Origin of the sequence: Bacteriovorax sp. BSW11_IV (assembly GCF_000447755.1) — a bacterium.
Taxonomy (GTDB): Bacteria; Bdellovibrionota; Bacteriovoracia; order Bacteriovoracales; family Bacteriovoracaceae; genus BSW11-IV.
In genome coordinates this window covers 1-24,154 of the sequence record NZ_AUNE01000013.1, presented here as the reverse complement: position 1 = coordinate 24,154, position 24,154 = coordinate 1, and the positions used below count along the sequence as shown (strand labels likewise).

Genomic DNA, 24,154 nt, shown 5'->3' with positions numbered 1-24,154 from the left:
TAGACCTTTTGATTTCGTTGCCTGACTCCATGCAACAATAGCAACACCAACGATGATTCCGATTGAGCCACCAACAAGTATATTATCTAAGTGCTCTTTAGGCTCTTCCACAAAAGAAAGTGTAGATAAACCTAGAATTGCTCCCCCAAGTCCAGTTCCAGCAACAACACTAATATCTCTTAGTGAGTCTTTAACAATGTCCCCGTCATCTTGGGCAAAAGCACCATTAGTTACAAGCGATAGTAATAATAAGAATTTAAAAATAAATGACTTAATGCGCACCTAAAAACTCCTCAGTCTTCCACTTGTTGCCACATGAGCAGCAAAGGAATATGATGATCACTTCCAATTTTGGGAGGTAACTCCATAAAAATAGGATGAATGGGAAATCGCAAGGAGTCAAGGACTCCGTGCCAATTTGCGCTACTAATGCGCTAATTTAAGGGTGGATTGTATGACCAAGATTAAAACGCAAAAACTTGACTTCAGCGCGAGCGGAATTATCGCTAAAAAACGCGATGGAAAAAAACTAACTCACGAAGAAATCCGTTGGTTTATTGATTCACTAACAAGTGGAGATATCGCTGACTACCAAATGTCTGCTCTTCTTATGGCCATCTATCTAAACGGTCTTGATAAAAAAGAAACAGCTTCACTTACAGATGCCATGCTTTACTCAGGTGAAGTTGTGCAATTTGAAGGCAATGACGTAATTGATAAACACTCTACTGGTGGAGTTGGTGACAAGGCATCTTTTATCCTAGCTCCAATCGCGGCAGCTTGTGGTGTAAAAGTTCCTATGATTGCAGGTCGTGGACTTGGTCACACTGGTGGGACAATCGATAAAGTAGAATCAATCAAAGGATTCAAAACTTCCCTTACTCTTAAAGAATTTAAAAATAGACTTAATAAAGATGGTCTTGTTCTTATTGGACAGACTAAAACTATCGCTCCAGCAGATAAGAAAATTTATGCTCTTCGCGATGTTACGGCCACTGTTGAATCTATTCCCCTTATTACAGCTTCTATCATGAGTAAGAAACTGGCAGAGGGTGCAAGCGGTATCGTGATGGATATTAAAACTGGTAGTGGTGCTTTCATGAGCAACATGAAAGATGCAAAGGCCCTTGCAAAAAGTCTAAGAGATACTGCATCTCGTTTTGATAAGAGAATGCTAACGATGATTACTGATATGAATCAGCCGCTAGGAAATGCCATTGGTAACAGCTTAGAAATCATTGAAAGTATCGAGACTCTAAAAGGTAACGGACCAAAAGATCTAACTGATCTTTCTGTGCAACTTGCTGGTGGGATGATCTATCTTGCAGGTAAGGCGAAAACACTAAAAGAAGGAAATGCTAAAGCGCAAGCGGCCATTGATAATGGAAGCGCACTTAAGAAATTCAAAGAAATGATTAAGAAACAAGGTGGAGACGATAAGGTCGTTGAAGACTATACTCGCCTTCCAGTTGCAAAAGAAAAACTAGAAGTACTCGCAACTAAGTCTGGATATGTTTCAAAAGTAGAATGTAAAAATATGGGTCTTCACTGTGTATCTCTTGGCGGTGGAAGAAAGAAAGCAGAAGACGCAGTTGATTTTGGTGTTGGTTTAATTATCAATAAGAAAATTGGAGACACTGTTAAAAAAGGTGAAAGCCTTGTGACAATCTACTATCACGCTAAACAAAAAAATCTTGTTGGCAAAATTGCCGCTGAAATTATTGCAAACGACGTGACTATCTCTAAAACTAAGGCGACAACACCTAAGTCCCTAGTTTACGAGATCAAAGAAAATAAATAAGAAGGACGAGACAATATGTCAGGAAAAATTCAAGAGGCCGTAAAGGCCATCGAAGCTAAGATGAAAAATAAACCAAAAGTAGGAATTGTTCTTGGTTCTGGTTTAGGTGATTTTGTAGATGCGATTGAAAATAAAACTGTCATCTCTTATGACGATATCCCCCACTTTGGTCAGACAACAGTTGTTGGACATAGTGGTCAACTGATCTTAGGAACAGTAAAAGGCGTTGAAGTTGCGGTTATGCAAGGTCGCTTTCACTTTTACGAAGGCCGTACTATGGAAGAAGTTGTTCTTCCTGTTCGTACTCTTGCTGGACTTGGAATTGAGTCGATCATTTTGACAAACGCTGCTGGTGGAATCAATTTAAGCTTCACACAAGGTGATCTTGTTTGCATTGAAGACCAAATCAATTTCATGGGTCAAAATCCATTGATTGGTCCAAACGATGAATCAGTTGGCCCTCGTTTTCCAGACATGACTTATGCCTACGATCCTGAACTTAGAGCTATCTTGAAAGATGTAGCAAAAAATCAAGGCCTAGACCTTAAAACAGGAGTCTACGTTGGCGTTCTTGGTCCAACATATGAAACTCCTGCAGAAATTAGAATGTTCAGAACTTTAGGTGCGGACATGGTTGGTATGAGTACAGTGCCTGAATGTATTGCTGCTAACCACATGGGTCTTAAAGTTTGTGGAATCTCTTGTGTAACAAATATGGCCGCAGGAATTGAGGCCACAAAACTAATGCACGAAGATATTAAGGAACAGGCCCTTAAAATCATGCAAAAGTTTACTAATTTACTCGTAGATTCTGTTGCAAAAATTGGTCAACTTTCAAAATAAAAATCGAGGGGGAAATATTCCCCCTCGCTCTAGATTAAGTGTTTTGCTAAACTAGCAGAACTAATATAACAACCCTCTACGAACGAATGTTCGGAGTTTATAAAATGACAAAACAAATCGAACCTGACTCAAATGAGTCGCTTTTACTTCTAAAAAATCTAAACTTTTGTGTCTTTGATCTCGAAACTACTGGTGGAAATCACGAAAAAGATAAAATAATTGAGATCGGCCTAGTTAAAATACGCAATCTAGAAATCACAGACAAGAAAAGCTTCCTCATCCAACCTGAAATAAGAATTCCTGATTTTATTCAAAAACTTACTTCGATTAAGCAAAGTGATGTGGAGAACTCTCCAAAAATTGAAGAAGTCATTGATGAAGTCTTAGAATTTATGGGAGATGATATCCTAGTTGCTCACAATGCTTCATTTGATGTTCCTTTTTTCAATTCTGTACTTAGAAGACTTGGAAAAATAGAACTAGAAAATAAGAGTATTTGTACAAATCTTATGACAAAGTATTTAATCCCAAATCTTATGAATTCAAACTTGAATTACATGAGTAAGATTTTTGGAATATCACATAAGAAAGCACACAGAGCACTTGATGATGCTATTGCGACAGCAAAACTTCTTCTAAAGTTTTTAGATATCTTTGAGTTCAAAGGAATCACAAAAATCAATCATCTCTACTATCCTAAGAATAGATTTGAACTTGATCGCGTGCATTTAAAAAGACCTTCAACAAATGAAGAAATCTTCAAAAAATTTACGGCGCTTAAAACTCCTGCCCTTATTACATTTAAGGGTGAAAATGGTGTTATTCTTAATAGTTTCCCTTGTAAAGTTACTAAAGAAACTAAAAAGGCCGAAGAGAATTACTTCAAGGAGCTCTTGGAAACAGAAGCTTGGGAAGTGGTTACGATTAAACTTGTTGGTCCATTTCTTGAATCACTTATTTCATTAAATAATGTTTTTTCTAAAATAGATTTTGAAAAGAGAAATCGACTTGTTGATTTTTTATGGGAAAACCATCTGCCAAAAACGACAAGAAAGAAAATGACTGACCCAGAGTATACTCAGTTTGATAAAGAGTTTGGTGATTTTGTTATTACAAACCACCTCGTTCCTGAGCAATTAATCATCTATCCTCTCATCTCACTTAACCCGAGATCAGAGCTTGTGTTCAGATACCCTGGACATCAAAAGAAGCTGATTCAATATATTGTTTCAAAATCAAACAAAATGAGTACAAATAAATTGAAGAAGTTTTTCTTTCCTCCTCAACTGAGAAACTTTATCGAAAGCTATGTTGCTGACTGTAAAAAAACAGGACGAGATATGCTTGTGATAAAAAGAGGGGCAGCAAAAAATACTCCAGAAGAATTCTTCAAGGATTTAGAAAAATTTTTAAAAGATAATCCGAATCCATATAATTATCCGAAAGAGTATATTTAGTTTTAAATGATGAAAAAGTATTTCAAATACTTACTGCTCACAATATTTACGGGGGCCGCTTCTGGCCTCCTCAGCTCAACCTTTCTTCATTCACTCAACTTCGTAACAGAGCTTCGAATAAAACATCCTGAATTCATATACGGGCTTCCGCTCTTTGGAATAATATTTGCTTTCATCGTTAAAAGAATTCCACACTATGTAAATCAGGGTGTCCCCTATCTTCTTTCGGAAATTGACAATGAAAAAGCAAAAGTTTCTGCATGGATGGCCCCTTATATTTTTATTACATCTATAGGAACCCATCTTTTTGGTGGCTCTGCTGGTCGAGAGGGCGTTGGCGTTATTATGGGTGCGAGTGTTTCACACCTACCGACAAAAATCTTCAAAGACCTTAACAAAGAAAACCTAAGAGCACTTTTAATTTACACCGGAATTGCAGCAGGATTTGCTTCGATCTTTGGAACTCCATATGCCGCCTTCATCTTTGCCTTCGAACTCCATCACTTTAAAGAAATCAAGCGTGTTGACCTCCTCTTTTTTACAGCAATTGCCTGTGCGAGCGCGGCCTTTATCGCCCATCTTCTAGGACCTGTACACTCTCATTTTCAGGTGATATTGCCTCCCTCTTCTACTATTGCTTGGTATTTAATAATTGCATCTTTGTGCTCAGGGCTTGGCGCCAATATTTTCTACTTTGGGATGAAATACTACACAAAGGCCATTTCATTTCTTTGTAAAGGTCTAGAGATCAAACTTTTTGTGGGCTCCCTTCTTATTATTGCCCTTGTATTCATGATAAATGGTCACGACTATATTGGAATTGGAACAGACATTATTAATGATTCATTTATCCACGAAAGATCTATTCAAGATTTTTTAATTAAAGCACTACTGACAATAATGACTCTTTCAATTGGTTTTAAAGGCGGCGAAGTAACACCTCTGTTTTTTATGGGTGCAACTTTAACGAACGCGGTTTCATCAATGTTTGGGTTAATGTCATTCTCATTTTCATCGGCCTTGGGAATGGTTGGGCTTTTTGGAGCCGTCACTAACACTCCCCTCGCCAGTAGTGTTATGGCGATGGAATTATTTGGACCAAAAGTAGGATGTTTGACCCTTATTTCATGCTATCTTGCAAAATTTATGATGGGTAAAAGATCAATTTATAGACATTAAAAAAGAGACATTGAGATTCGATCTTTTAGAGTAATTCGATCATTTTCTATTGTTAATTCTAAGAGCGATAGATCAAAGAGATGATGAAGTAACTTCATTGCCTGTACTCTTTCTGCAAATGATTTCAAATTCACATTCTCGAATTTAAAAACCATACGATCTTCGTATTCTTTCATTTTACCGTTGATCGTTTCCAACTGCTCTTCTTTGATCAGTTGAAAATGAGAATAGCTTGTCAAAACTTCATTCATTAGAAGATATAAGATCATCGTCATTATCGATGGGTTAATACATCTTCTAAACTCAACTGATTCTGAGCTTCTTTGAAAATTGATTCTACAATCAGATTCAACCATTCTAAAGCGCAACATATCCAATGATTGTTTGAAGCTATCTTGAATTCTTCGTTGTGTATAATTCTGGGTACCTTCTTTAGTGAAACCAAGAAAAACCTGAATAAGATCGCGACATCTCTTCGCACCTTCTTCCATATCTTTCAAAGTTTTTTCTGTATCGTCCGGTAAATCATCTTCTAGTTGTAACAAAGCTATACTCGCCAGAATCCCTGCAATAGGATTATTCAATTCATGGGCAATTGAACTAGAGATAATACCTAATTCTTCTGATGAAATCAGTTTTGCACTATGGGAATTCTTGCCAACAAATGAAAGTGCAAAGTACGAATGACCGGAGAAGTTAAAACAATCTTTTATCACTTCATAGGTCTTACCATCTATTTCTTTTGTTGCTCCATTTTCAAGCACAAGACATTCACTAGGGAGTATTTTCAAACGAGAAAAACCTTGGCCATGCAAAACCATATTTCCATCTTCTTTTGAAAATAGGGCCACTGGAAAATTTAGCTTCCCAAGGACATAATCCCATGACAAGACCTCTGATTCTTCCTCTTCATTTGAATAAGATTTCAGAGTTCCTAAAATAATTTGTCCAACGACTAAAGAGCACTCCAAAGAAGATGACTGTATAGAAATTAAACTGTCCTCTGGTAGCTGAAGAATGATCCTATTGGGTTCTTTAGAGCCTTCTGGCGTAATTTCTGGCGTAATTTCTAACTCAATATCCATTGAACGCGCAAGCTCGCTTAACGTATTTGAAACATCTTTTAAGCTAAATTCCCACTCACTGCTTGCATACCAAGAGAGGTACTGTAATAAAAAACGAAAATAAGCTTCTTCGCCATGCTTAATTTTGAATGAATTAATATCGAAATTCCTAACCAATTCCAATGACTCAGTAATGGCCTGTTCTTTTAGATTTTCAGAATAAAGTGAGTACCACTTCTCTAATTCAGGTATGACCTTTTCAACATCATTAAAGCTTTCAGTAGAAAAATTAAAGACTCTTGGATTTTGATTTAATTTATTTTCATCAAACCAAAATGTCCATTGCCCCTCATGGATGTTATCGTCATGAAATACAATTGTTGAATCTTCTTTATTATCAATAAACTCTAACCTTAAAGACTCCATTCTTCTTTTAATATCATAGAATCTGAGATCTCGATCAAAAAGAGTAGAATCAATATAGGCCGTTAACTTCATGACTTGTTTCCACTTTTGTAGGCACTGGCCTTACCGTCTTTAAAAGTTAGGGAAATTGCGGCATTTTCAGGGAGATTTTCAAAAGATTTTAGATCACTTAGAACTTTTCCATTTTCACTTTGCACGTAAGTATAGCCACGCTCTAAGACATTATTTGGGTTGAGTACCCTTAATAAATTATCGTAACTTGCTAATCGATTTTGAGTCGTTTCAATTTTCTTATTTATTGATTTTTCAATACGTGAAATATAATCATCAAGCTCTATGGAGTGCTCATGAATCGAAGTCAACTCCAGTGACCTGTGCTTTAAATCACATTGCTTGAGTCTTCTTTCAAAACTCATAAAGTTGGCCCAGATCTTATCCAATAAGGCCTTTGGATTCATTCGATAAACACGAGATTGATTTTTATCAAGACCACTATTAGAGAATTTAACCAACTCCCTTTTGGCCTTGATCATCCTCTCTTTAATTGTCATTTGCTGATTGGTAAGTGTCTCAGCTGCTGCCGATGGAGTCTCCATTCGCATATCAGATACAAAATCACAAATTGAGAAATCAACTTGGTGACCAACGGCACTGATTACAGGAATTGGACAATTATAAATATCCCAAGCGAGAGCTTCATCATTAAATGCCCACAAATCCTCTAAGCTCCCACCACCTCTAGTAATGACAACGACATCAAATCCTTGTCCTGAATTTTTACTATTGGCCTCCATCGTATAACGAATGGCCTTTTCAAGAGCAGCTCTCACAGAAGCGGCGGCACCATCTCCTTGAACGAGGGCGGGAATTAGCACGACATCCATCCATAAAGAGCGTCTGTTCACAATATTCAAAAAGTCTTGTAAAGCGGCCCCTCTTTCGGCAGTAATTACAGCAACGCGTTTTGGCATTTGAGGAATTGGTTTTTTGTGTTCGATATCAAATAGACCTTCACTAGCGAGTTTCTTTTTCAACAATTCAAATTGTTCTTTTAAATCCCCCTTACCAACAGGAGTAATTCGTTTAACAATAATTTGAAAAGTACCACGCTTAGAATAAACACCAACACTTCCACTTACGAGGACCTTGTCCCCATCTTTAAGGGCCCTAATTCCAGGGTTTCTCATGGCATCCATTTTAAAAAGGGCGGCCGAGATTGCAGCATTAGGATCAGATAAAGTGAAATACCAGTGACCACTTGAAGATAGTGAAAGATTTGTGACCTCGCCCACAAAAGAAATATTGCGAAACTGGCCTTCTAGTAAAATTTTGATTTGTTCAACGATTTCGCTGACAGTTGGGTGCTTAAATTCCATGCTGTCATTATAGAGATTAAAGCAGGCTTTTCCTAGAAAAGCCTGCTTCATTTTTTAATTTTTGATCATTCTTTTGAAGACTTCAAACGATCTTATGTAGTTAATCGCTTGCTGCACTTGGTAATCAGAGTCCGGATCATACTTCTTGGCAGTAAGAGCGTCCCCATCTTTACCTTTTTTCTTCTGTTCTTGCATACGTTTGATTCGTTCAATACGCTCTTGCCTCTCACTCTTTTCACGAGCTAGACGGGCCGCTTTTTCTTCTTTTGTTTCAATCGTAGCATTCAGGTGATTTTTAAGATCCGCTTCTCGAATGAATGAGCTCTCTTTGTAATTTTCTTTAATCCAATCACCTTCAGTTTCAGAAATTTCAACATCTGGAGAAATCCCTTTGGCCTGAATTTTTCTTCCTTTGGCCGTCATGTACTGGGCAATTGTTAACTTAACTCCCATATCTTCACCAAGTTTAGAAATTGTTTGAACGGAACCTTTACCAAATGATTGCGTTCCCATGATAATGGCACGTGAATGGTCTTGAAGAGCACCTGCAACAATTTCTGATGCTGAAGCAGAAGATCCATTAATAAGAACAACAAGTGGAAGTTCAAGCTCTTTATGCCCTGTTTTCTTCACATAACGAATATCTTTGTTCTTAGGATCACGACCTTCTGTTGAAACAACCACACCATCTTTAAGGAAGATTGAAGAGACATTAACGGCCTCATCTAGTAGCCCACCTGGATTTGATCTTAAATCAAGAATTAGTCCACGAAGTGAATTGTCCTTGGCCTTTTTACGAAGACTTTTAATGGCCTTAATAATATCTTCACCAGCATCTTTTTGAAATTGAGTCAGGCGAACATATCCATAATGATTATCTACAAGAGAATTTTTAACAGATTGGATTTTAATAATCTCACGAGTAAGTTCGTAAGTTTTAATTCCCTCAACACCCTCTCTTACGATTCCAAGGCTAATTTTTTCTTTTGCCTTTCCTCTCATTCTAGTCACTGCTTCATCTAGGGTAATACCGATTGTTGATTCATGATTAATTTCAACGATTTTATCACCAGAGCGAAGACCTGCTTTGAACGCAGGTGTATCTTCGATTGGAGTCGTAATAATTAGAACTCCATCTTTTAAAGTCACTTCAATACCAAGGCCACCAAACTCACCTTTAGTATCTTCTTGCATTTTTTCAAACACCTCAGTATCTAAAAAGGCAGAATGGGGATCCAGAGTTCCCATCATTCCTTTTAAAGCACCATTGATAAGCTTTTCAGTGTCAACTTCACGATAGTATTGTGACTCAATAAGAAACAGAACCTTATTGAATACTTCTAGTTTTTCAAATCGAGACTTGTCTGGAGTCTTGCTAGAATATGTACTTGTGGATAATAAGACAGCACCGCAAAGGGTTAGCAGTCTTGCCCTTTTTCCTGAAAACAACTTCATTTTCAATCCTTTTATATATTAATTTTTTGCTAAGCTATTTTTTGCTAAAAAATCTTGATCCATTAGTAGCACTGTATTTTGTGCAATATTTCTCTTTCTTACCTCAAAATAAACACTTCCTCGACTACCAGTTGAGTAACCTGCTTGAGTGTAGCCTAAGACTTGTCCTTTCTCGACAAGTGATTCTGCTTTTACTTTTGGTAAGAATTGTCCGAGATAGATTGTTCTCGTTTGGTTACCGTGATCTACGATAACAACATTTCCGTAGTTCGATAAACTCCCTGTATAAGCGACTTTACCTTTACCTGCACTTTTAACTGGAAGTTGACCCTTAAATTTGAATGTAATCCCCTTCTTATTATGCTCAACTCCACTATGTCCTTCAACAGGACCTGCAAATTCCATTTTTTCATTATCACTATCTAATACAGGGGCCGCCTCTTCTTTAGTATGTTGCTTCTTCTGTTTAGAAAGATAAACTGTCGTTCTTAATTGGTCGTATTTAATTTGAGTTGCGTCCTTGGCCTTTTCTTCTTCAATATATTTTGAAGCGATATCTTTTTTCTTTTGCTCAAGGTCATCCAGTACGACTCTCAAATCATTTTCAGTTCGAATATGATTTTCATAATCTTTTTTGAGTTCTGCTAAATCGAGAGATAATTGATTATTAAGTTTCAGTTCGGACTTAATAACCTCAATTTTCTTTTGCAGGATATTGGTAAGGATTTTCTTACTTAGAAGATCTGTACTTGTTTCAACATCATCTAAACTACCTAAGACAAGTGCTCTTAGTGAGCTTTTTGTTTTATCAAGATTTTCTTCAAGGTCTGTTTTAGATTTCTCAAGTCTTTGACCTGTTTCAAAAATCGTTATCTCAAGTTGTTTTCTTTGGCCAAGAATTTCAATAATTTTCTTATTGTTTTCACCCAAGTTCATTTCAAACTTTGATAACTGGGAGCGTAGAGTTGAAAGAGTAATTTGTTGTTTTTTAAGCTCAGATCGCATTTGCTCTAGAGAATCTTCTTTCTGTGACATTGTTGTCGCTGCAAAACTAGTAGAGCAGAAAGATAAACACAACCCTAAAACAAATGCTTTATTCATTCTTATTTATTCCACTTATATTGAGTAATAAAGTTCACACTAAATAACGATATGATTCCAAGTCCAACCATGAAAAACATTGCACTTGGAGTTCCCCATAAAAATGTCTGTAAAGAAAATAAAGATATAATAACAACACCAGTTAGATAAACTTTAAGTCCAACTTTTTCTTTTCTCTGGAAAGATTCAACGAGATAGCACATCTCTTTTAATCTCTTGCTAAAGAAAATCGCAGAAAATAGCCATAGCGTGAATATTAATGAAATTGTAAGTACCGCTCCCCATCTTTTAAAAGTAGTTAGCGCCTCAGTATGTTTTTTTACAAGAGTATCATTATCTTTTGTCACCCCTAGCGTAACCTTGTCTTTTCCGGCAAGTCTTACAAGATAATCTCTAATTAATTCTCTTGATCGAGAACTGATACCTTCTTTAAAAATAACTTTTAGTCCAGCATAGTCAAAATCAAACATTCCAGAACCTGCTTCAAGCCCTAAAGAATCTAAGATTTCTCCCACCTTTGCATTAATTTCGGATTTATCAAGAACACTCACTAGTGAAACACCTGGTAGTTCTCCTAGTTTTCTTGAAAGTCTTAGATGATTTTCTTTACCTGAAATTAGTGCATAAAAATATGGTCCACTCACTTCACTCGGTAATTGATTAAAAACTCTTTTTTCCAAAAAGTCTTTTTGCCCTAAACCTGTTACTAAAAGTACAGATAGGATCATGAACGCGAATCCGCTCGCTAAATTCTTTTCAATTCCTTTCCAAAATTGCATCAAATAAAACATGCGTGCCCCGAATAAACTAATTTCCCAGAATCTAAATGAATGATTCTACCAGTGAATTTTTTAACAAGCTCTCTATTGTGTGATGCCCACACAACAGTTAAACCTTTTTTAACATTATAAAGATTTAGAACCTCATACAACTTTCTTGCGTTATCGGCATCGAGTGAACTCGTTGGTTCATCAGCAACAAAAACTTGAGGCCTGGCCAACAATGCTCTGATGATAGCAACTTTTTGTTTTAGACCACCGTTTGCTTCATTTACAGTTAGAGAAAGTCTATTTTGAATCCCCATGATTCGACAAAGTTCATTCATATCTTGAAGGAACTCACCTTTAGAATTATAAAGAGCTGGATCGAAGGCCAATTTTAAATTCTCTTCACATGACAATCTTCCAATCAATCTTAAATCTTGAAAGACGCGTGAAATGAAGACATTTTTTTGAGGTAGTTTTACTTGCCCGCTCGTCGGTTCAATATCACCAGACAGAACTCTTAGTAATGTCGTCTTCCCTGCTCCAGAAGCACCTGTAACGAATACAATTTCACCCGGATCAATGGTTAATTGAACGTTTCTTAGGGCCTTTACAGAGCCGAAATCTACTGTGACATTTTCTAAATAAAAGAGACTATTAAGTCGGTTTGAACTTTGACCATGGCCGGTCATAGTGCCATGAAAAGTGGAGTTAAACATCGCTCAATCCTTTGATTTATTTCAAATCATCCTAATTTGAAAAAACGGGCCATGCCGCTCATTAAATTCTAACTCAAGTTTAAATTGAAAGCAAAGATTTCGCTTTTTCCGACTTTTTTCATCAAGAAATGCCTATATATTTTACTCATAAGATACTCTAAAGATTCGATAAGTTTGCAAAATTTAACTATGTGCCAGGCCCTGTGACCTGTAAAATAACTCTGTTACAACTTATTACGTGAGATTAGAAATTTTATGATTAGTGATGACATCTATAAATTCTTTGCTGACTATATCTACAAAAAATCGGGCATGCTCTATGAAAAGAAAGATTTTTATAGACTTGAGACAAGACTTAAAGAGCTCGTAAGAATTTTTGAAAAAAATACTGTAGAAGAAGTATATCAAATGTATCAAGGCACAATTACGCCAGATATGAATGCTGTGCTTATTAATATTTCTACAAACAACGAAACGTATTTTTTTCGTGATGTAAAACCCTTCAAGACACTGACAAAGGGAATTATGCCTGAGCTATTAGAAAAGCATAAAAATGGCATGATTAATATTTGGTCGGCAGCGGCTTCAACTGGTCAAGAGGCCTACTCTATTTTAATGAGTATCCATGAAGCTTTTGGCGATGAAATTCTTAGACGAAGTCAATGTGAAGCTACAGATATTTCAACAGATGCTCTTTCAAAGGCCATTTCTGGAGAATATAACGGTCTCGATGTCCAACGCGGACTGCCGATAAAATCTCTAATGACTTACTTTGAACAATTAGATGGAGATCGCTGGAGAATTAAACATAATATTCACACAAAAGTTCGTTTTGGTGAGTTCAATCTTCTAACGGATTTCTACCAAAATCAGCTTTATCATATCGTATTTTGTAGAAATGTTTTGATCTATCAAGATAAGGAAAACAAGAACAAAATACTTAACAACATTTACAAGTCTCTTAGACCTGGTGGCTATATGCTCTTAGGTTCTGGAGAAAGTCTTATTGGTATGAAGACAGAATTCGAAAAAGTAGACATGGAAGGAATGACTGTCTACAGACGTCCCGCCGCATCATAACCAAATACAATTTTAATATTTCAAACAAGGCCTTCTATGATACAAATATTTGTAATATAGGAGGCCTTATGACTGTAAATCGTCCCGTTTGGAATGAGTTAAAAAATCAAATTCTATCTCATCGTTTTGCGCTCCCAAAGACAAATGCAAAACTTGGTCATTATGAAGTCATCTCTGTCCTAACTGATGAGCAAGGAAGACCTAAGAAAGTAAAAGGTACTGGTGAAAAAACTGAATGCTACCTTGCCTTTAGCGGTCGCAATGAATTAGGTAAAATCGCAAGAGAATTTTCTATTGGTGATTTGTCTCAAAAAATCTATACAGACTTTTCAACTCAACATCTTCAATTAAGACCTTATATGATTGGCGATCTTATCAACGAAATTCACAATGATAAAAATATTGAAGTTATTAAGTTCAATCCAGTTCTCTATAAAGGTGACAATGGAACGAGTGAGTACTTATGTGAGGAAATCATTATTGCTCCTCTATACGACCAACTGACACAAAAACAAATGGTCACTGATCCTGAGGAGGCACTTGCACTTTTAGCAATTAATCCACAAGATCAAAAACGTATTGGATTAGAGATTGTCTTCTACTCTATTACAAATAAGCTGCTACCTGAAAATAAGGAGCATAGAGAAGAAATTCTTAAAAACAAAATTGAAGAACTGGCCTTCTATGCGCCACGTGTGCCTATTAAAAGGGGCTCAGGAAGTTTATTCGCTGTTTTATTGAACCTAGATAATATTATGGAAGAGACTGCCTTTATTCGTCAGTACAAAACTTTCGATAGCTACTCAAATATTATTTTCGTTACAAGTGATTTAAATATCAGAACAGGTTCTTATGAAACGATCCCGTATAATGGAGATCATATTGATTCTGTTTTCTTGCCGATTATTAAATGGCAAAGAGGTATGGCCGGGACTATTTACTAAAAGAACCAGAATCTTTTTTTCTTTTTAAAAACTTTCTGCCAACGAGGCTCACCATTAATTTTGGTGAGCTTTAATTTCTTCTCTTTTACTAATTCACTTAATATTTCTTCCAATTCATCACGAGAAAAATCACCTATGGACTTTAACTTTTCAGAGTCAAAGTCCAAAATGATATTTTCAAAAGACATGGCCTCATAAAATGACAATGTCTCGAGGAGAAAATCTTTTTTTAAATTCTTATCCATTTTATCTCGATTTGAATTCAAAACTTAACACTCCTCCAGGAGTATTATCTTTATTAGCATCGAGTTTATTGCCGAAAACATCTGTAAGTTGTTCTCCATCAATAGTAAATTTGTAATTTGCTCTTCTTTTGGTTACTGGAAATGAAAAAAAGTTTGTTCCAACTTCATAAGTTCTATTGTCAACAAGTTCAACTTTTTCACCATCCATATAAAGAGACATGGCCTCAATAATTTCTGGCATTGTATTCTCTAGTACACCTTGAAGATAAACCTTCATTTGTTTTTCTTTATCATTATAAACCGCACCTGATATACGGGCAGCAGGAGCATTTAAAGTGATGGCATTAAGAGAATTAACTCTCCCCGCACCAATTGCAAATTGATACTTTTCTTTATTACTAGCGTCGATATTATCTGCAGACAGCATTAGTGTATGAACGACTTGTTCCATCGAATATTCTGGGTGCACAGACCAAATATAGGCAGCGACACCAGCGGCAACAGGAGTGGCCATAGAAGTGCCTTGAAGATTGGCATAACGGCCAGAGCTTGTGTGTGAGTAAATAGGATCACCTGGGGCAATTATGTCAACACCGTCACCATAGTTAGAGAAGCTGCTAACTGTATCATCTTTTTTACCGTTAGATACGGAACTTGCGACTAACAGAATTTTATCAACTGTATGACGTTTAGGATTATAGCGCCCGTTATTTCCGGCCGAATTGAAAACGAGTACACCCTTTTCTTTAACGTAATCGAGTCCTCTTAAATAAACTTCATCATCAACGACGCTATCGATATTGTAGCTAGTATTAATAATTTTTGCGCCATTATCTGCGGCATAAGCATAGGCCCTATAATACATATCAGACTTTAGACCGTTGGCCCCATAAAATTTCAAAGGCATGATCTTAACTTTAGGAGCAATTCCAGAAACTCCTAAATTATTGTCATGAACGGCACCAATAATTCCCGCAACGTGAGTACCGTGTGAACCGTAATCGTAACTACTGCTAGGATCGTTATCATTATTGTTAAAGTCCCAGCCAATATAATCATCTACAAAACCGTTATTATCATCATCAATGCCATTGTTAGGGATTTCATTTCTGTTGATATACCAACCTGTTGTCATGTCTTCGTGATCAAGCTTGAAACCATCGTCAGTAACAGCAACAACGACTTCCTCTTTACCAAGGTCGAAATTCCACGCTTCAAAAGATTTGATTAGAGTATGATGTCTTTGAGAAGATATTCTCTCATCACTTGGCATGTATTCTCTATAATCTCCCAAGTAAACTCTATTTGGTGCCGCCCACTGGACATTTGGGTCATTTTTTAAATCAGCAAGAATGTTCTTACTATCTAAGAAAGAGTTAAGTGATAATTTAAAAGTATTCCCTGCTAACTTTTCATTCGTTCCAAAAGAAACTAGAGATTGTGAAAGATGTTGAGGGTCTTTATAAGAAACAATGATCTCTGTTGGGTGATCAAATGAGGAAAGCTCTGCATGAGCATAGAAGGCACTTGATAGTACCATTAAAGAAGCGATGTGCTTTTTCATAACCTACTCCGTGGTCAATTTTTATCCTTTATATTAGAATAAAAAACTGACCACGAAATGCCAATTACTTCTTCTCGTCTTTAATCACGCCCTCTTTAATTAAGAGCTGATAAGCTGATTCTGAACAGAACACATTTGGAGTGTAATTCTTGGCCTTATAGAGCCTAGAGATAATCGAGTTTTCAACTTCAGCAAGAAGTTTTACATCTCCATTTTCATAACTGATCTTTACAGGATCTCTTTCAAGAAGAAGATTTTGCCTTGAGCTGGCCGCATCTTTAGCTAAACTCTTTGGAGACTTAACAAAGATGATGTCTTTACTTGGAAGATCTGGAATAACCCAATCAGCACCGCTCCCCTTTTGAGCAATAACATCTTCGATTTCCTTAACCTTCGCTTCGGCCCTCTTATGAATTTTCTCGTTATTCTTCTCATCATCTTGATCAAGAAGACGTTGTTTAAATTCCTCTGCATGAATGGCCCTCGCACCTTTTTTCAAGAGAAGAGTTTTCGCCATATCCTTAATGTCCGGATCTTTATCAAGTGTTCCGTTCATATAGTTTTCATGTACTAGGTTCATGAAATATGAATCATTGAATCCAAAAAATCTCATCGGATCTTTTGCAATCATTTCAAGTAAATCGCTATAGCGATAGATCAAACCTTTTTCTAAGAAATAGAAACAAAGTCTTTCCGCAATGGCATCATATCGGGCTCCACGAGCAGAGCGAATAACTTGCGAGTACCATGCAAAACGAGCATTCAAGAAATCCTCAACGCTATGAAGAGCGTTGTGACGTATTGTAAGGATCTCATGTCCATCAACTTTCATCGGTCTGAAGTGGTGAAGCAAATAATCTCTATCATATGAACCATACTTTAAACCAGTATAGTGCGCATCTCTTAGTAGATAATCCATTCTGTCACAGTCAATTTCTGAGTGAAGAATCTGATTGGCCATCACAGAGGGATCAACACCTTTAACAAGATCTGAAATCATTTGAGGATCAAGCCCATACTTTTTAAGAATATGAGTGATACCACCGTCATAATCTGTATTCTTAATAATGAAAGAGCCTAAATTTTCGTGATCGTCTTTAAGACCTTTACCACCTTTTGTACGTGTGGTTTCACCAAAAGCTATATAAGCGGCTTCAGTTGTGTGAGAAAAACAAAATGTTCCCAAATCATGAAGAAGTGCGCCGATGCGAAGAGACTTATGGTATTTCGCTTCTTTTGTTAGACACTTCGGGTCCATCAATTCATCTTCAGTTACCGCACGACCACATGATTGGAGAATCTTATGGGCGTTGTACATGACACCAATAGAGTGACCAAAACGCGAGTGCTCAGCACCAGGGAAAACATAAAAGGAAAACCCTAATTGCTTAATCCAACGCAGACGCTGATAAAATGGTGAATGAATAATTTCGAATTCAATTGGACTTAATTTGATAAATCCGTAAATCGGATCAAAGATAACGTGGGATTTTTGAGCATCCATGTCCACTTTCCCTTTTTTAGAGGTCCGCTTCATCCCGAAGCGGACATAATTTCAATTATTGAACTTTTCTTCTTTTCTTTTTAGAGTTTTGGTTTGCAGCAGCTGCAATGGCACCAAGAATCATCTTTGCTTCTCTTCTTAGGTCATTTTCGTAGACAAAGCGATAGAAGTTTTCGATATCAGCCGCGGCCTTGAAACTCTTAACTGCTCTTGTCGCTTCTGTTTGTTCTACTGTCTCTTTACTCATGTGAGCTCCTTGATATTAAATCGTATATGTTTTTATTCAATAAGACAAATAATCTCGTTTGCTTGGCACACAGAAAGGCCCTTTTTACGGGCCTTCTGTATACTTTTAGTTTTAATTAAGTTTAATTATTAAGCTTCTTTAGTGTCGATCATTCCGTAGCTGTGAAGTTTGTTGTAAAGAGTCTTCACTGTAATTCCTAGTACCTTTGCAGTCTTCGTCTTGTTTCCACCTAGGTGCTCAAGAGTCATCATAATGTGTCTTTTCTCAAGTTCATCTAGTGTCATTTCAGAGTAAGATAGTGATTCTTCTTCTTTTACCTCTTCAACGATTTCTTTAGTAAATACTGTTTCAGCTAAATGGTCTCTTTCAACAATCTTTCCTGATGATAGGATGTAAGCTCTCTCCATTACTGACTGAAGCTCTCTTACGTTACCTGGCCATCTGTACTCCATAAGAGCTGTGATAGCACCAGGAGATAGTGATTTTTGATCTTCAGCGTTCTTTCCATTGTTTAGGAAGTGAGTCGCTAGAAGTTCGATATCTTCTTTTCTTTCTCTTAGTGAAGGAGCATCAAGTTTTAGAACTCCTAGAGAGTAAGAAAGGTCTTCTCTAAATCTTCCTTCAGTAACCATCTCATCAATACTTTTGCTTGTAGCTGAGATGATTCTTACGTTTGCTTTATATGGCATCTGACTTCCAACTCTGAAAGCAAGACCATCATTAATGAAATTCATAAGCTTAGCTTGTACTCTTACTGGTAGTGCATCTACATTATTAAGAAATAGTGTTCCACCATTAGCAGCTTCAAGCATTCCTGCTCTTTCTTTAATCATACCGGCAACGATTCCAGCGTTTTCACCGAATAATTCGATTTCTAGTCTGTCTTCTGGTAGTGAAGAACAGTCAAGAGTAATGAAAGCACCTTCACCACGGTTTGATCTGCAGTGAATTCTTCTAGCGATCATCTCTTTACCAGTTCCTGATTCACCTGTGATTAGAGCAAATGTATCAGCGTTAGCAATTTTGTCTGCAATCATGATGATCTTCTTCATTGTCTCAGACTTACCAACGATTTCTTTATCTTTAATTCTATAAGTGTCAGCAATCGTAACACCCATTTTTGTTTTTTCGATTTCTTTTTCTTTAAGTTCAATCTGCTTCTTTAATGATTCATTAAGAAATTTAGCAGATAGATACATCTTCATATTTCTAAGTGGAAGTTCAGCAATTTTAAGTAGCTCTAGAACTTCATTCATATTGTCACGAGAAAATTGAATTTCCTCATTGTGAGCTTGTAAGTGAATCGTAGCAATAACGTGACCTTCAACAACAACTGGAACACAAAGTTCAGCAATAACACCTTCGATATTAGAATTGGCAAAGATTGGATCTCTATCAACATTATTAGAAAAGTAAGGCTTCTTTGTTCTTACAACTTGACCAGCAACGCCTGCACCCTTTTCTAGAATTGAACCGTGCTCAACTAACTCACCATTCTTAGCTACTAGCTCAGCTCTTCCGTCTTCTAGAAGAAGGTGGATGATATTTGAGTGTGCCTTAAGCTCATTTCCAATATGTGAAGAAAGAATAGTAAAGAATTTCTTTTCATCTAGAGTTGTTAGAAGATTAGACAGTAGTGAATCTAGAGATGTCGTCTTTTTTTCCATTGCCTTAGTCATTGTATAACTCCCAGTCAGATTTATGCATTCAAGTTCAGTGCTACGCATAGCGTTAAGTTGAATAAATAATACAGTGCGTCTATAAAATTTACAAGACTAAAATGATCAAGTGTTGAATAATTTTTACAATATCTTTGGAAAATCTAGTACTTAGACCACCTAGGAGTTATACAGTTTCCGAAATTATCCGTAATTTGGCCGATAATCTCACCTTCCCTGTCCATTATGTATATATTTTGGACAGCAGAACGGCTTGAAATTACGCGCTGAGAACTGAAGGCTATAAACTGTCCATCATTTGAATAGGTCGGGTCTTCATTTGAACCGAAATCTTTAGTTAAACGAGACAGCCCTGTACCATCAGAATTGATGCGAAAAATATCAAATCTTTCATCTAACCAAGATGCAAAAGCAATCTCTTTTCCATCGGGTGAAAAACGAGGTGTAGCATTGAAGCGACCAACGTAACTGATACGCTTAACATCCTTCTCTTCTCCTCTAGGGTCCATTGTATAGATCATAGGTTTTCCGGGACGTCCTGAAAGAAACGTCATTAAAGAGCCATCCACAGATATTGAAGGATCAACATCTGGAGCGTAATGTCTTGTGACTCTTGTTAAGGCCTTCGTATTCAAATCCATAATAAAGATCTCGGCATTACCAACGTGTGACAAAGTTAGGGCAATGCTATTTCCATCTGGCATAAATACAGCACCAGAGTTGATACCAGACTTATTTGAGATAACAGTATTATCACCAGTCTGTAGGTCAATCATCCTAAGGGAAACGTTTCTTGTCTTTGAAACCTTAGTATCAATTAGACTGTATAGAATCTTCTGTCCGTCATGTGAGAAAGCAGGAGAAAGAACCACACTATTGTGACTAGTGAGCTTTCTTACGTTTCTCCCATCAAAATCCATGATAAAAAGTTCTGTTGTCTTATCTTTACTACTTTTCTTTGAGTAAACATCCGACACAAAAGTAATTTTAGAGTTAAAAATTGACGCCTTACCTGTGATCTTTCTATAAGTCATATCAGCGAGCTTATGTCCAATTGCCCTTGCATTATTAACTTCCATAACTCCAGAATCAGAAACAAGCTTTTCACCTTTTAAAGTATCCCACGCCTCAAAATCAAATTTTACGTTCTGGCCTGACTTAGAAAATTGAATACGTAATAAATACTGAACGGCCTTACTCTTTAGATCTGAGAAATTTAGAGACTCGAATGATTTTAGAGGATTTTTTCCAACAATTTGAACACTGAAATTCTTTTTGTAAAAAGAGAAATCATTTCTCATAAGAGCGGCCATCTCATTCATGGCGGCCACTTCTTTTGTAGAGAAAGAACCATCAATATAAGGTTCTCTTACCACGAGTTTTTCGGCCATTAACTCTGCCTCACCTACCGCGACAAGAGTTAGTCCTTCAGCAAAACTTGTGAAAGAGATCAAAAACAAAATTAAATATTTAAATAACATGAATAGCTCCTTAAACACTCAAGCAAATTATAGAGGGAATCCAAGAAGGATCTCCCCAGCTACGCCTCTTTGGGCAAATTCTTTTGATAAACCTGGAAATGGAGAGGCACTTTTAACGGCCTCTAGTGCTTTATTGTCATACTCGTTCTCACCACTAGATTCATGAACAATTGCGCGAATTAATTTTCCCTCTTCAGAAATAAAGACTCTAATTCGGCAACGTAGTTCTTTTCCAAGTAAATAACTTGGCAACTTCCAGTGCGGACGAATAAAATTTGGAAGGGAATCGACATATCTCTCAAAGGCACCATGGGCGGCACTACCACCACTACCCGTCAAAGAGACTCCTTCACTGATTTTGTTTCCCTGAACAACAAGATTCTTTAAGCGATTTCTCTCAGACTGAGAGAGACCCTTTTCTTTATTTGAATCTTCTTTAAAGGCATCTTTAATATCTACTTTTTTCTTAGCAACTTTTTCATTACTTAGATCTTTCATCATATCTGCAAAAGATTTAGTTTTCGTTTCTTTAATTAATTCTGGGCCATCTGCAGGTGCCTCTTCTTGAACAACTTCTGGCTTCGCTTCTACTTCGGGAGTTTCACTATCGATGCTGCCCATCTCTTTTTGCATTTGCTTTAATTCTTTAATGGTGAATTTTGGCATAGCAACGACATCAACACGTACAGATGCTTGAACAAGTTTTAGATTTTCATTTTTTAAAATTTCTTCATTGTGTGATTCATATTTCTTAAAACCAATAATAAAAATAGAAATAATCACGTGAACAACAAGTGACATGAAAAAGTAATTACGAAATTTTTGTTCATTAATAGGAAGAACGATCATTTCTACTTCTTTTCCTCTATTTCTGTAACAAGGGCAATATTTAAAATTCCATTATTCTTTAAAAAAGACATCAGCTTTGCAACTTGACCATACTCAAGTGCGTAATCAGCTCTTAAAAAAAGTGTATCTGTTTTAGTTGATGCAAATTGATTTTTGATAATATCAATAACTTCATTTCTAAGAACTTTATCTTGTCCGATATAGAAGTCTCCCGTCTTGGCATAAGATAAGATTACTTGCTGAGTTGTTAAATTCACTCGATTAACTTCTTTTGTTTTAGGCAATTGAAGTTTTATCCCATTAAGCATCAAGGGAGCTGTAATCATAAAGATAACAAGAAGAACTAACATAACATCTACAAGTGGAGTTACATTGATCTCAGATATCTGACCTTTATTTTTTCCATTTCCGACATTGAATGCCATCACTTACCTACTTGTGAATAATTGATCGCTCAATAACGTTTAAAAACTCTTGTCCAAATCCATCCATCTCAGCATGAATTTTTGCATTCTCACTACTCAAGTTATTAAAGAACCATAGCGCTGGGATCGCAGCTGCAAGTCCGACAGCAGTAGCGACTAGTGCTTCAGCAATACCTGGCGCAACAGCATCTAGAGTGGCGCCACCTCCGGCCAAACCTTGAAATGAATCAATAATCCCCCAAACGGTACCGAATAGACCTACGAATGGCGCAACAGAACTTATACTTGCAAGTGTTGATAATTTACTTTGCAGCATATGATCGACATCGATCACACCTTTTTTCAATCCTCGCTCAACTGATTCTAAACCAAAATCTTTAAAGTGATTCCCAAGTTCAAGACGATCACCACCAACAGAATCTTTTAATTTTGAGTATTCTTTGAAACCATGAATAAAGATTTCGCGAAATGGTGACTCTGACATATTTTCACAAGCATCATAAATTTCTTTCAACGAAGATGATCCTTTATAGACACTAATGAAGTCATTATTATTTTCTCTAAGTCTTGCGAGTTGTCTCTTCTTTAAAAAGACAATTGCCCAAGAAACAATACTTGCAAGAATTAAAAGAAACAGAACGAATTTAACAACCCAGCCTGAGGCCAGAATAATTGCAATTATATCAAGTGATTTATGTTCCACTATTAAACTCCTAATTGAGATTGTCTTAACTTTTATATTGTATCAATTGATAGTCCCCATGAAAACAAGGGCAAGGAAAGCTTACTTAGAATTTACATTCTTCTTCTTATAGTAAGTGTAACAAAACAAAACGATCAAGATTATCAAATAATGAAGCGACTCTATCGGCCATTTATAAATAAAAGGCGAATACTCCCCTTTCCAAAAAGGATCTTTACCAAAGAGAGAGAAATGTGGGATCGCAACAAATAATAGAAACGGTATTACAGTCCGCCATCCAGCGTCTTTGTAAAACAATAAAAAGAACAAAATTAAACTTAAAATCAAATAAGAAAAATCGAAACCATCTGTATAGGCAAAGACATTTTTAGCAAATAGAAAGCTCATTACAGAGTAAAGAATAACCTGCTGGGCCCTTTCTCTTTTTTGAACTGGGTATAAATCTTCCAGTGTAAGAACGACAAAAACATCAGATGCAAAAAATAAGCTCGTTCCGATAATGGAAGTAATGACATTAAGAACAGAAATATGCCCTAGTGGATTAAAAATAGGTCTACCGTAGACAAGCATAAACAATAATATAAACAAACAATAGGCCCAAACCGATTTAACCGGTCCAGAATGATGCCCCTTAATAAGGTCAACGAATGGTTTTCTTGAAGTAGACCAAATATTAATAAAGTTTAAAGAGATAACCAGTGTTACAAGCTTAGTGACGAAAGCGATTCCCCACGATTGATCATTTAACCAATTGTCGATGACTGAAAAGTTATGATCAAGTTGAAGATGAAAAAATGTCACAAGAGATACTAAGGCAAGGTGAACAAGCCACATGCCTACTAAGTACATCCCAAATAAAAGGAAATGAACAAGTAAGGCATGATTAAGTACGTAATCAAGCCTTTTTTGCATTAAAGGATCTCCTTGGGCTCAGTGATCCATTTTATTTGAAGCTCTGGCGAAGGGTAAGTTGCAGGATAATTCTTATAAATAATATTCGTCTTTACAAGTCTATCAATCTTAACAAGAAGCTCTCTGTAAAGGCCCCATATTTTTAGATCACTCACGAGATGACTAACAACTTTCTTAGTCACATTGTGCTGTTCATTGATAGTAAAACCTTTATTCCAGACCATGTTGTCATAGCTTTTTAACACTTTTTGTAGAAGCTTTTCATCAAACTTTTTTCCATAAAAGTTTGTACCAAAAGAAGAAATCAAATCAGCATCTTGTACGTTTGCCTTAAAA

22 protein-coding genes and 2 pseudogenes are annotated in these 24,154 nt (G+C 36.5%); 6 read left to right on the top strand and 18 right to left on the bottom strand.

Annotated elements, in window-relative coordinates; translation table 11 throughout:
* A pseudogene (locus M899_RS05165) lies at positions 1 to 282 on the bottom strand (hypothetical protein); the annotation flags it as partial.
* Positions 283 to 454: 172 nt separating this feature from the next.
* Here M899_RS05165 and M899_RS05160 point away from each other — a divergent pair.
* From M899_RS05160 to M899_RS05145, 4 genes are all read left to right on the top strand, one after another.
* A complete protein-coding gene (locus tag M899_RS05160; protein ID WP_021270345.1) occupies positions 455 to 1,801 on the top strand; it encodes a thymidine phosphorylase in 1,347 nt (448 codons plus the stop codon).
* Positions 1,802 to 1,816: 15 nt separating this feature from the next.
* Complete coding sequence (locus M899_RS05155) at positions 1,817 to 2,644, top strand: purine-nucleoside phosphorylase (protein WP_021270355.1); 828 nt, start codon at positions 1,817 to 1,819, stop codon at positions 2,642 to 2,644.
* A gap of 104 nt (positions 2,645 to 2,748) precedes the next feature.
* Positions 2,749 to 4,101, top strand: a complete 1,353-nt coding sequence (locus M899_RS17525; protein ID WP_021270339.1) for a 3'-5' exonuclease — start codon at positions 2,749 to 2,751, stop codon at positions 4,099 to 4,101.
* A 9-nt stretch (positions 4,102 to 4,110) separates the two neighbouring features.
* Entirely contained in the window at positions 4,111 to 5,280 is a 1,170-nt protein-coding gene (locus M899_RS05145) for a chloride channel protein (RefSeq protein ID WP_196801731.1), read from the top strand.
* On the opposite strand, the gene M899_RS05140 is transcribed toward M899_RS05145, so the two are convergent.
* The 6 genes and pseudogenes from M899_RS05140 to M899_RS05115 form a co-directional block, all read right to left on the bottom strand.
* Positions 5,277 to 6,842, bottom strand: a complete 1,566-nt coding sequence (locus tag M899_RS05140; RefSeq protein WP_021270338.1) for a histidine kinase dimerization/phospho-acceptor domain-containing protein — start codon at positions 6,840 to 6,842, stop codon at positions 5,277 to 5,279. The genes M899_RS05145 and M899_RS05140 overlap by 4 nt on opposite strands.
* Complete coding sequence (xseA, locus tag M899_RS05135) at positions 6,839 to 8,146, bottom strand: exodeoxyribonuclease VII large subunit (protein ID WP_021270346.1); 1,308 nt, start codon at positions 8,144 to 8,146, stop codon at positions 6,839 to 6,841. Before xseA ends, M899_RS05140 begins: the two co-directional genes overlap by 4 nt.
* Before the next feature lie 54 nt (positions 8,147 to 8,200).
* A complete protein-coding gene (locus M899_RS05130) occupies positions 8,201 to 9,601 on the bottom strand; it encodes a S41 family peptidase (protein WP_021270349.1) in 1,401 nt (466 codons plus the stop codon).
* An 18-nt stretch (positions 9,602 to 9,619) separates the two neighbouring features.
* The gene (locus M899_RS05125) at positions 9,620 to 10,702 is read right to left on the bottom strand and encodes a murein hydrolase activator EnvC family protein (protein WP_021270337.1); all 1,083 of its coding nucleotides are present in this window, start codon (positions 10,700 to 10,702) and stop codon (positions 9,620 to 9,622) included.
* Positions 10,703 to 10,704: 2 nt separating this feature from the next.
* Positions 10,705 to 11,493, bottom strand: a complete 789-nt coding sequence (locus M899_RS05120) for a hypothetical protein (RefSeq protein ID WP_021270353.1) — start codon at positions 11,491 to 11,493, stop codon at positions 10,705 to 10,707.
* Positions 11,481 to 12,056, bottom strand: a pseudogene (locus tag M899_RS05115) (ATP-binding cassette domain-containing protein); the annotation flags it as partial. The pseudogene M899_RS05115 and the gene M899_RS05120, both read right to left, overlap by 13 nt.
* A 384-nt stretch (positions 12,057 to 12,440) precedes the next feature.
* On the opposite strand from M899_RS05115, the gene M899_RS05110 reads away from it, so the two are divergent.
* Positions 12,441 to 13,265 carry a CheR family methyltransferase gene (locus M899_RS05110; RefSeq protein ID WP_021270348.1) on the top strand — a complete coding sequence of 275 codons (825 nt, stop codon included), beginning with the start codon at positions 12,441 to 12,443 and terminating at the stop codon, positions 13,263 to 13,265.
* A gap of 68 nt (positions 13,266 to 13,333) precedes the next feature.
* Positions 13,334 to 14,209, top strand: coding sequence for a hypothetical protein (locus M899_RS05105; protein ID WP_021270336.1), 876 nt, complete (start codon positions 13,334 to 13,336; stop codon positions 14,207 to 14,209).
* Here M899_RS05105 and M899_RS05100 read toward each other — a convergent pair.
* From M899_RS05100 to M899_RS18525, 11 genes are all read right to left on the bottom strand, one after another.
* Entirely contained in the window at positions 14,206 to 14,454 is a 249-nt protein-coding gene (locus tag M899_RS05100) for a hypothetical protein (RefSeq protein WP_034727977.1), read from the bottom strand. The two genes, M899_RS05105 and M899_RS05100, sit on opposite strands and share 4 nt — an antisense overlap.
* A gap of 1 nt (position 14,455) precedes the next feature.
* The gene (locus tag M899_RS17520; protein ID WP_021270358.1) at positions 14,456 to 16,018 is read right to left on the bottom strand and encodes a S8 family serine peptidase; all 1,563 of its coding nucleotides are present in this window, start codon (positions 16,016 to 16,018) and stop codon (positions 14,456 to 14,458) included.
* Between the two features lie 64 nt (positions 16,019 to 16,082).
* Positions 16,083 to 17,522 (bottom strand): HD domain-containing protein, encoded by a 1,440-nt coding sequence (locus M899_RS05090; protein WP_021270359.1) that lies wholly within the window; start codon positions 17,520 to 17,522, stop codon positions 16,083 to 16,085.
* A 55-nt stretch (positions 17,523 to 17,577) separates the two neighbouring features.
* Entirely contained in the window at positions 17,578 to 17,769 is a 192-nt protein-coding gene (locus tag M899_RS05085; protein WP_021270341.1) for a hypothetical protein, read from the bottom strand.
* A gap of 128 nt (positions 17,770 to 17,897) precedes the next feature.
* Positions 17,898 to 19,448, bottom strand: a complete 1,551-nt coding sequence (locus M899_RS18200) for a sigma-54-dependent Fis family transcriptional regulator (protein ID WP_021270343.1) — start codon at positions 19,446 to 19,448, stop codon at positions 17,898 to 17,900.
* Positions 19,449 to 19,591: 143 nt separating this feature from the next.
* Positions 19,592 to 20,929 (bottom strand): TolB family protein, encoded by a 1,338-nt coding sequence (locus M899_RS05075; protein WP_021270350.1) that lies wholly within the window; start codon positions 20,927 to 20,929, stop codon positions 19,592 to 19,594.
* Positions 20,930 to 20,956: 27 nt separating this feature from the next.
* Positions 20,957 to 21,778: a cell envelope integrity protein TolA gene (locus M899_RS05070; RefSeq protein ID WP_021270352.1), complete on the bottom strand. Its 822-nt coding sequence runs from the start codon at positions 21,776 to 21,778 to the stop codon at positions 20,957 to 20,959.
* Positions 21,779 to 21,780: 2 nt separating this feature from the next.
* On the bottom strand, positions 21,781 to 22,203 hold the full coding sequence (locus tag M899_RS05065) for a biopolymer transporter ExbD (RefSeq protein ID WP_021270354.1): 423 nt from the start codon (positions 22,201 to 22,203) through the stop codon (positions 21,781 to 21,783).
* A 7-nt stretch (positions 22,204 to 22,210) separates the two neighbouring features.
* Entirely contained in the window at positions 22,211 to 22,906 is a 696-nt protein-coding gene (locus M899_RS05060; RefSeq protein ID WP_021270342.1) for a MotA/TolQ/ExbB proton channel family protein, read from the bottom strand.
* Between the two features lie 81 nt (positions 22,907 to 22,987).
* A complete protein-coding gene (locus tag M899_RS05055; protein ID WP_021270340.1) occupies positions 22,988 to 23,818 on the bottom strand; it encodes a hypothetical protein in 831 nt (276 codons plus the stop codon).
* Positions 23,818 to 24,154, bottom strand: a 337-nt coding sequence (locus tag M899_RS18525) for a hypothetical protein (protein WP_021270347.1), incomplete at its 5' end; no start/stop codon positions are given. The genes M899_RS05055 and M899_RS18525, both read right to left, overlap by 1 nt.

Excerpts from the sequence above, each read along its gene's own strand:
- M899_RS18200 (WP_021270343.1), bottom strand. The coding sequence starts at position 19,448 with ATGACTAAGGCAATGGAAAAAAAGACGACATCTCTAGATTCACTACTG.
- M899_RS05105 (WP_021270336.1), top strand. The coding sequence starts at position 13,334 with ATGACTGTAAATCGTCCCGTTTGGAATGAGTTAAAAAATCAAATTCTA.
- M899_RS05160 (WP_021270345.1), top strand. The coding sequence starts at position 455 with ATGACCAAGATTAAAACGCAAAAACTTGACTTCAGCGCGAGCGGAATT.
- M899_RS05065 (WP_021270354.1), bottom strand. The coding sequence starts at position 22,203 with ATGGCATTCAATGTCGGAAATGGAAAAAATAAAGGTCAGATATCTGAG.
- M899_RS05140 (WP_021270338.1), bottom strand. The coding sequence starts at position 6,842 with ATGAAGTTAACGGCCTATATTGATTCTACTCTTTTTGATCGAGATCTC.
- M899_RS05100 (WP_034727977.1), bottom strand. The coding sequence starts at position 14,454 with ATGGATAAGAATTTAAAAAAAGATTTTCTCCTCGAGACATTGTCATTT.
- M899_RS05125 (WP_021270337.1), bottom strand. The coding sequence starts at position 10,702 with ATGAATAAAGCATTTGTTTTAGGGTTGTGTTTATCTTTCTGCTCTACT.
- M899_RS05055 (WP_021270340.1), bottom strand. The coding sequence starts at position 23,818 with ATGCAAAAAAGGCTTGATTACGTACTTAATCATGCCTTACTTGTTCAT.
- xseA (WP_021270346.1), bottom strand. The coding sequence starts at position 8,146 with ATGGAATTTAAGCACCCAACTGTCAGCGAAATCGTTGAACAAATCAAA.
- M899_RS05130 (WP_021270349.1), bottom strand. The coding sequence starts at position 9,601 with ATGAAGTTGTTTTCAGGAAAAAGGGCAAGACTGCTAACCCTTTGCGGT.
- M899_RS05155 (WP_021270355.1), top strand. The coding sequence starts at position 1,817 with ATGTCAGGAAAAATTCAAGAGGCCGTAAAGGCCATCGAAGCTAAGATG.
- M899_RS05085 (WP_021270341.1), bottom strand. The coding sequence starts at position 17,769 with ATGAGTAAAGAGACAGTAGAACAAACAGAAGCGACAAGAGCAGTTAAG.
- M899_RS05145 (WP_196801731.1), top strand. The coding sequence starts at position 4,111 with ATGAAAAAGTATTTCAAATACTTACTGCTCACAATATTTACGGGGGCC.
- M899_RS05120 (WP_021270353.1), bottom strand. The coding sequence starts at position 11,493 with ATGTTTTATTTGATGCAATTTTGGAAAGGAATTGAAAAGAATTTAGCG.
- M899_RS05090 (WP_021270359.1), bottom strand. The coding sequence starts at position 17,522 with ATGGATGCTCAAAAATCCCACGTTATCTTTGATCCGATTTACGGATTT.
- M899_RS05075 (WP_021270350.1), bottom strand. The coding sequence starts at position 20,929 with ATGTTATTTAAATATTTAATTTTGTTTTTGATCTCTTTCACAAGTTTT.
- M899_RS05070 (WP_021270352.1), bottom strand. The coding sequence starts at position 21,778 with ATGATCGTTCTTCCTATTAATGAACAAAAATTTCGTAATTACTTTTTC.
- M899_RS17520 (WP_021270358.1), bottom strand. The coding sequence starts at position 16,018 with ATGAAAAAGCACATCGCTTCTTTAATGGTACTATCAAGTGCCTTCTAT.
- M899_RS05110 (WP_021270348.1), top strand. The coding sequence starts at position 12,441 with ATGATTAGTGATGACATCTATAAATTCTTTGCTGACTATATCTACAAA.
- M899_RS17525 (WP_021270339.1), top strand. The coding sequence starts at position 2,749 with ATGACAAAACAAATCGAACCTGACTCAAATGAGTCGCTTTTACTTCTA.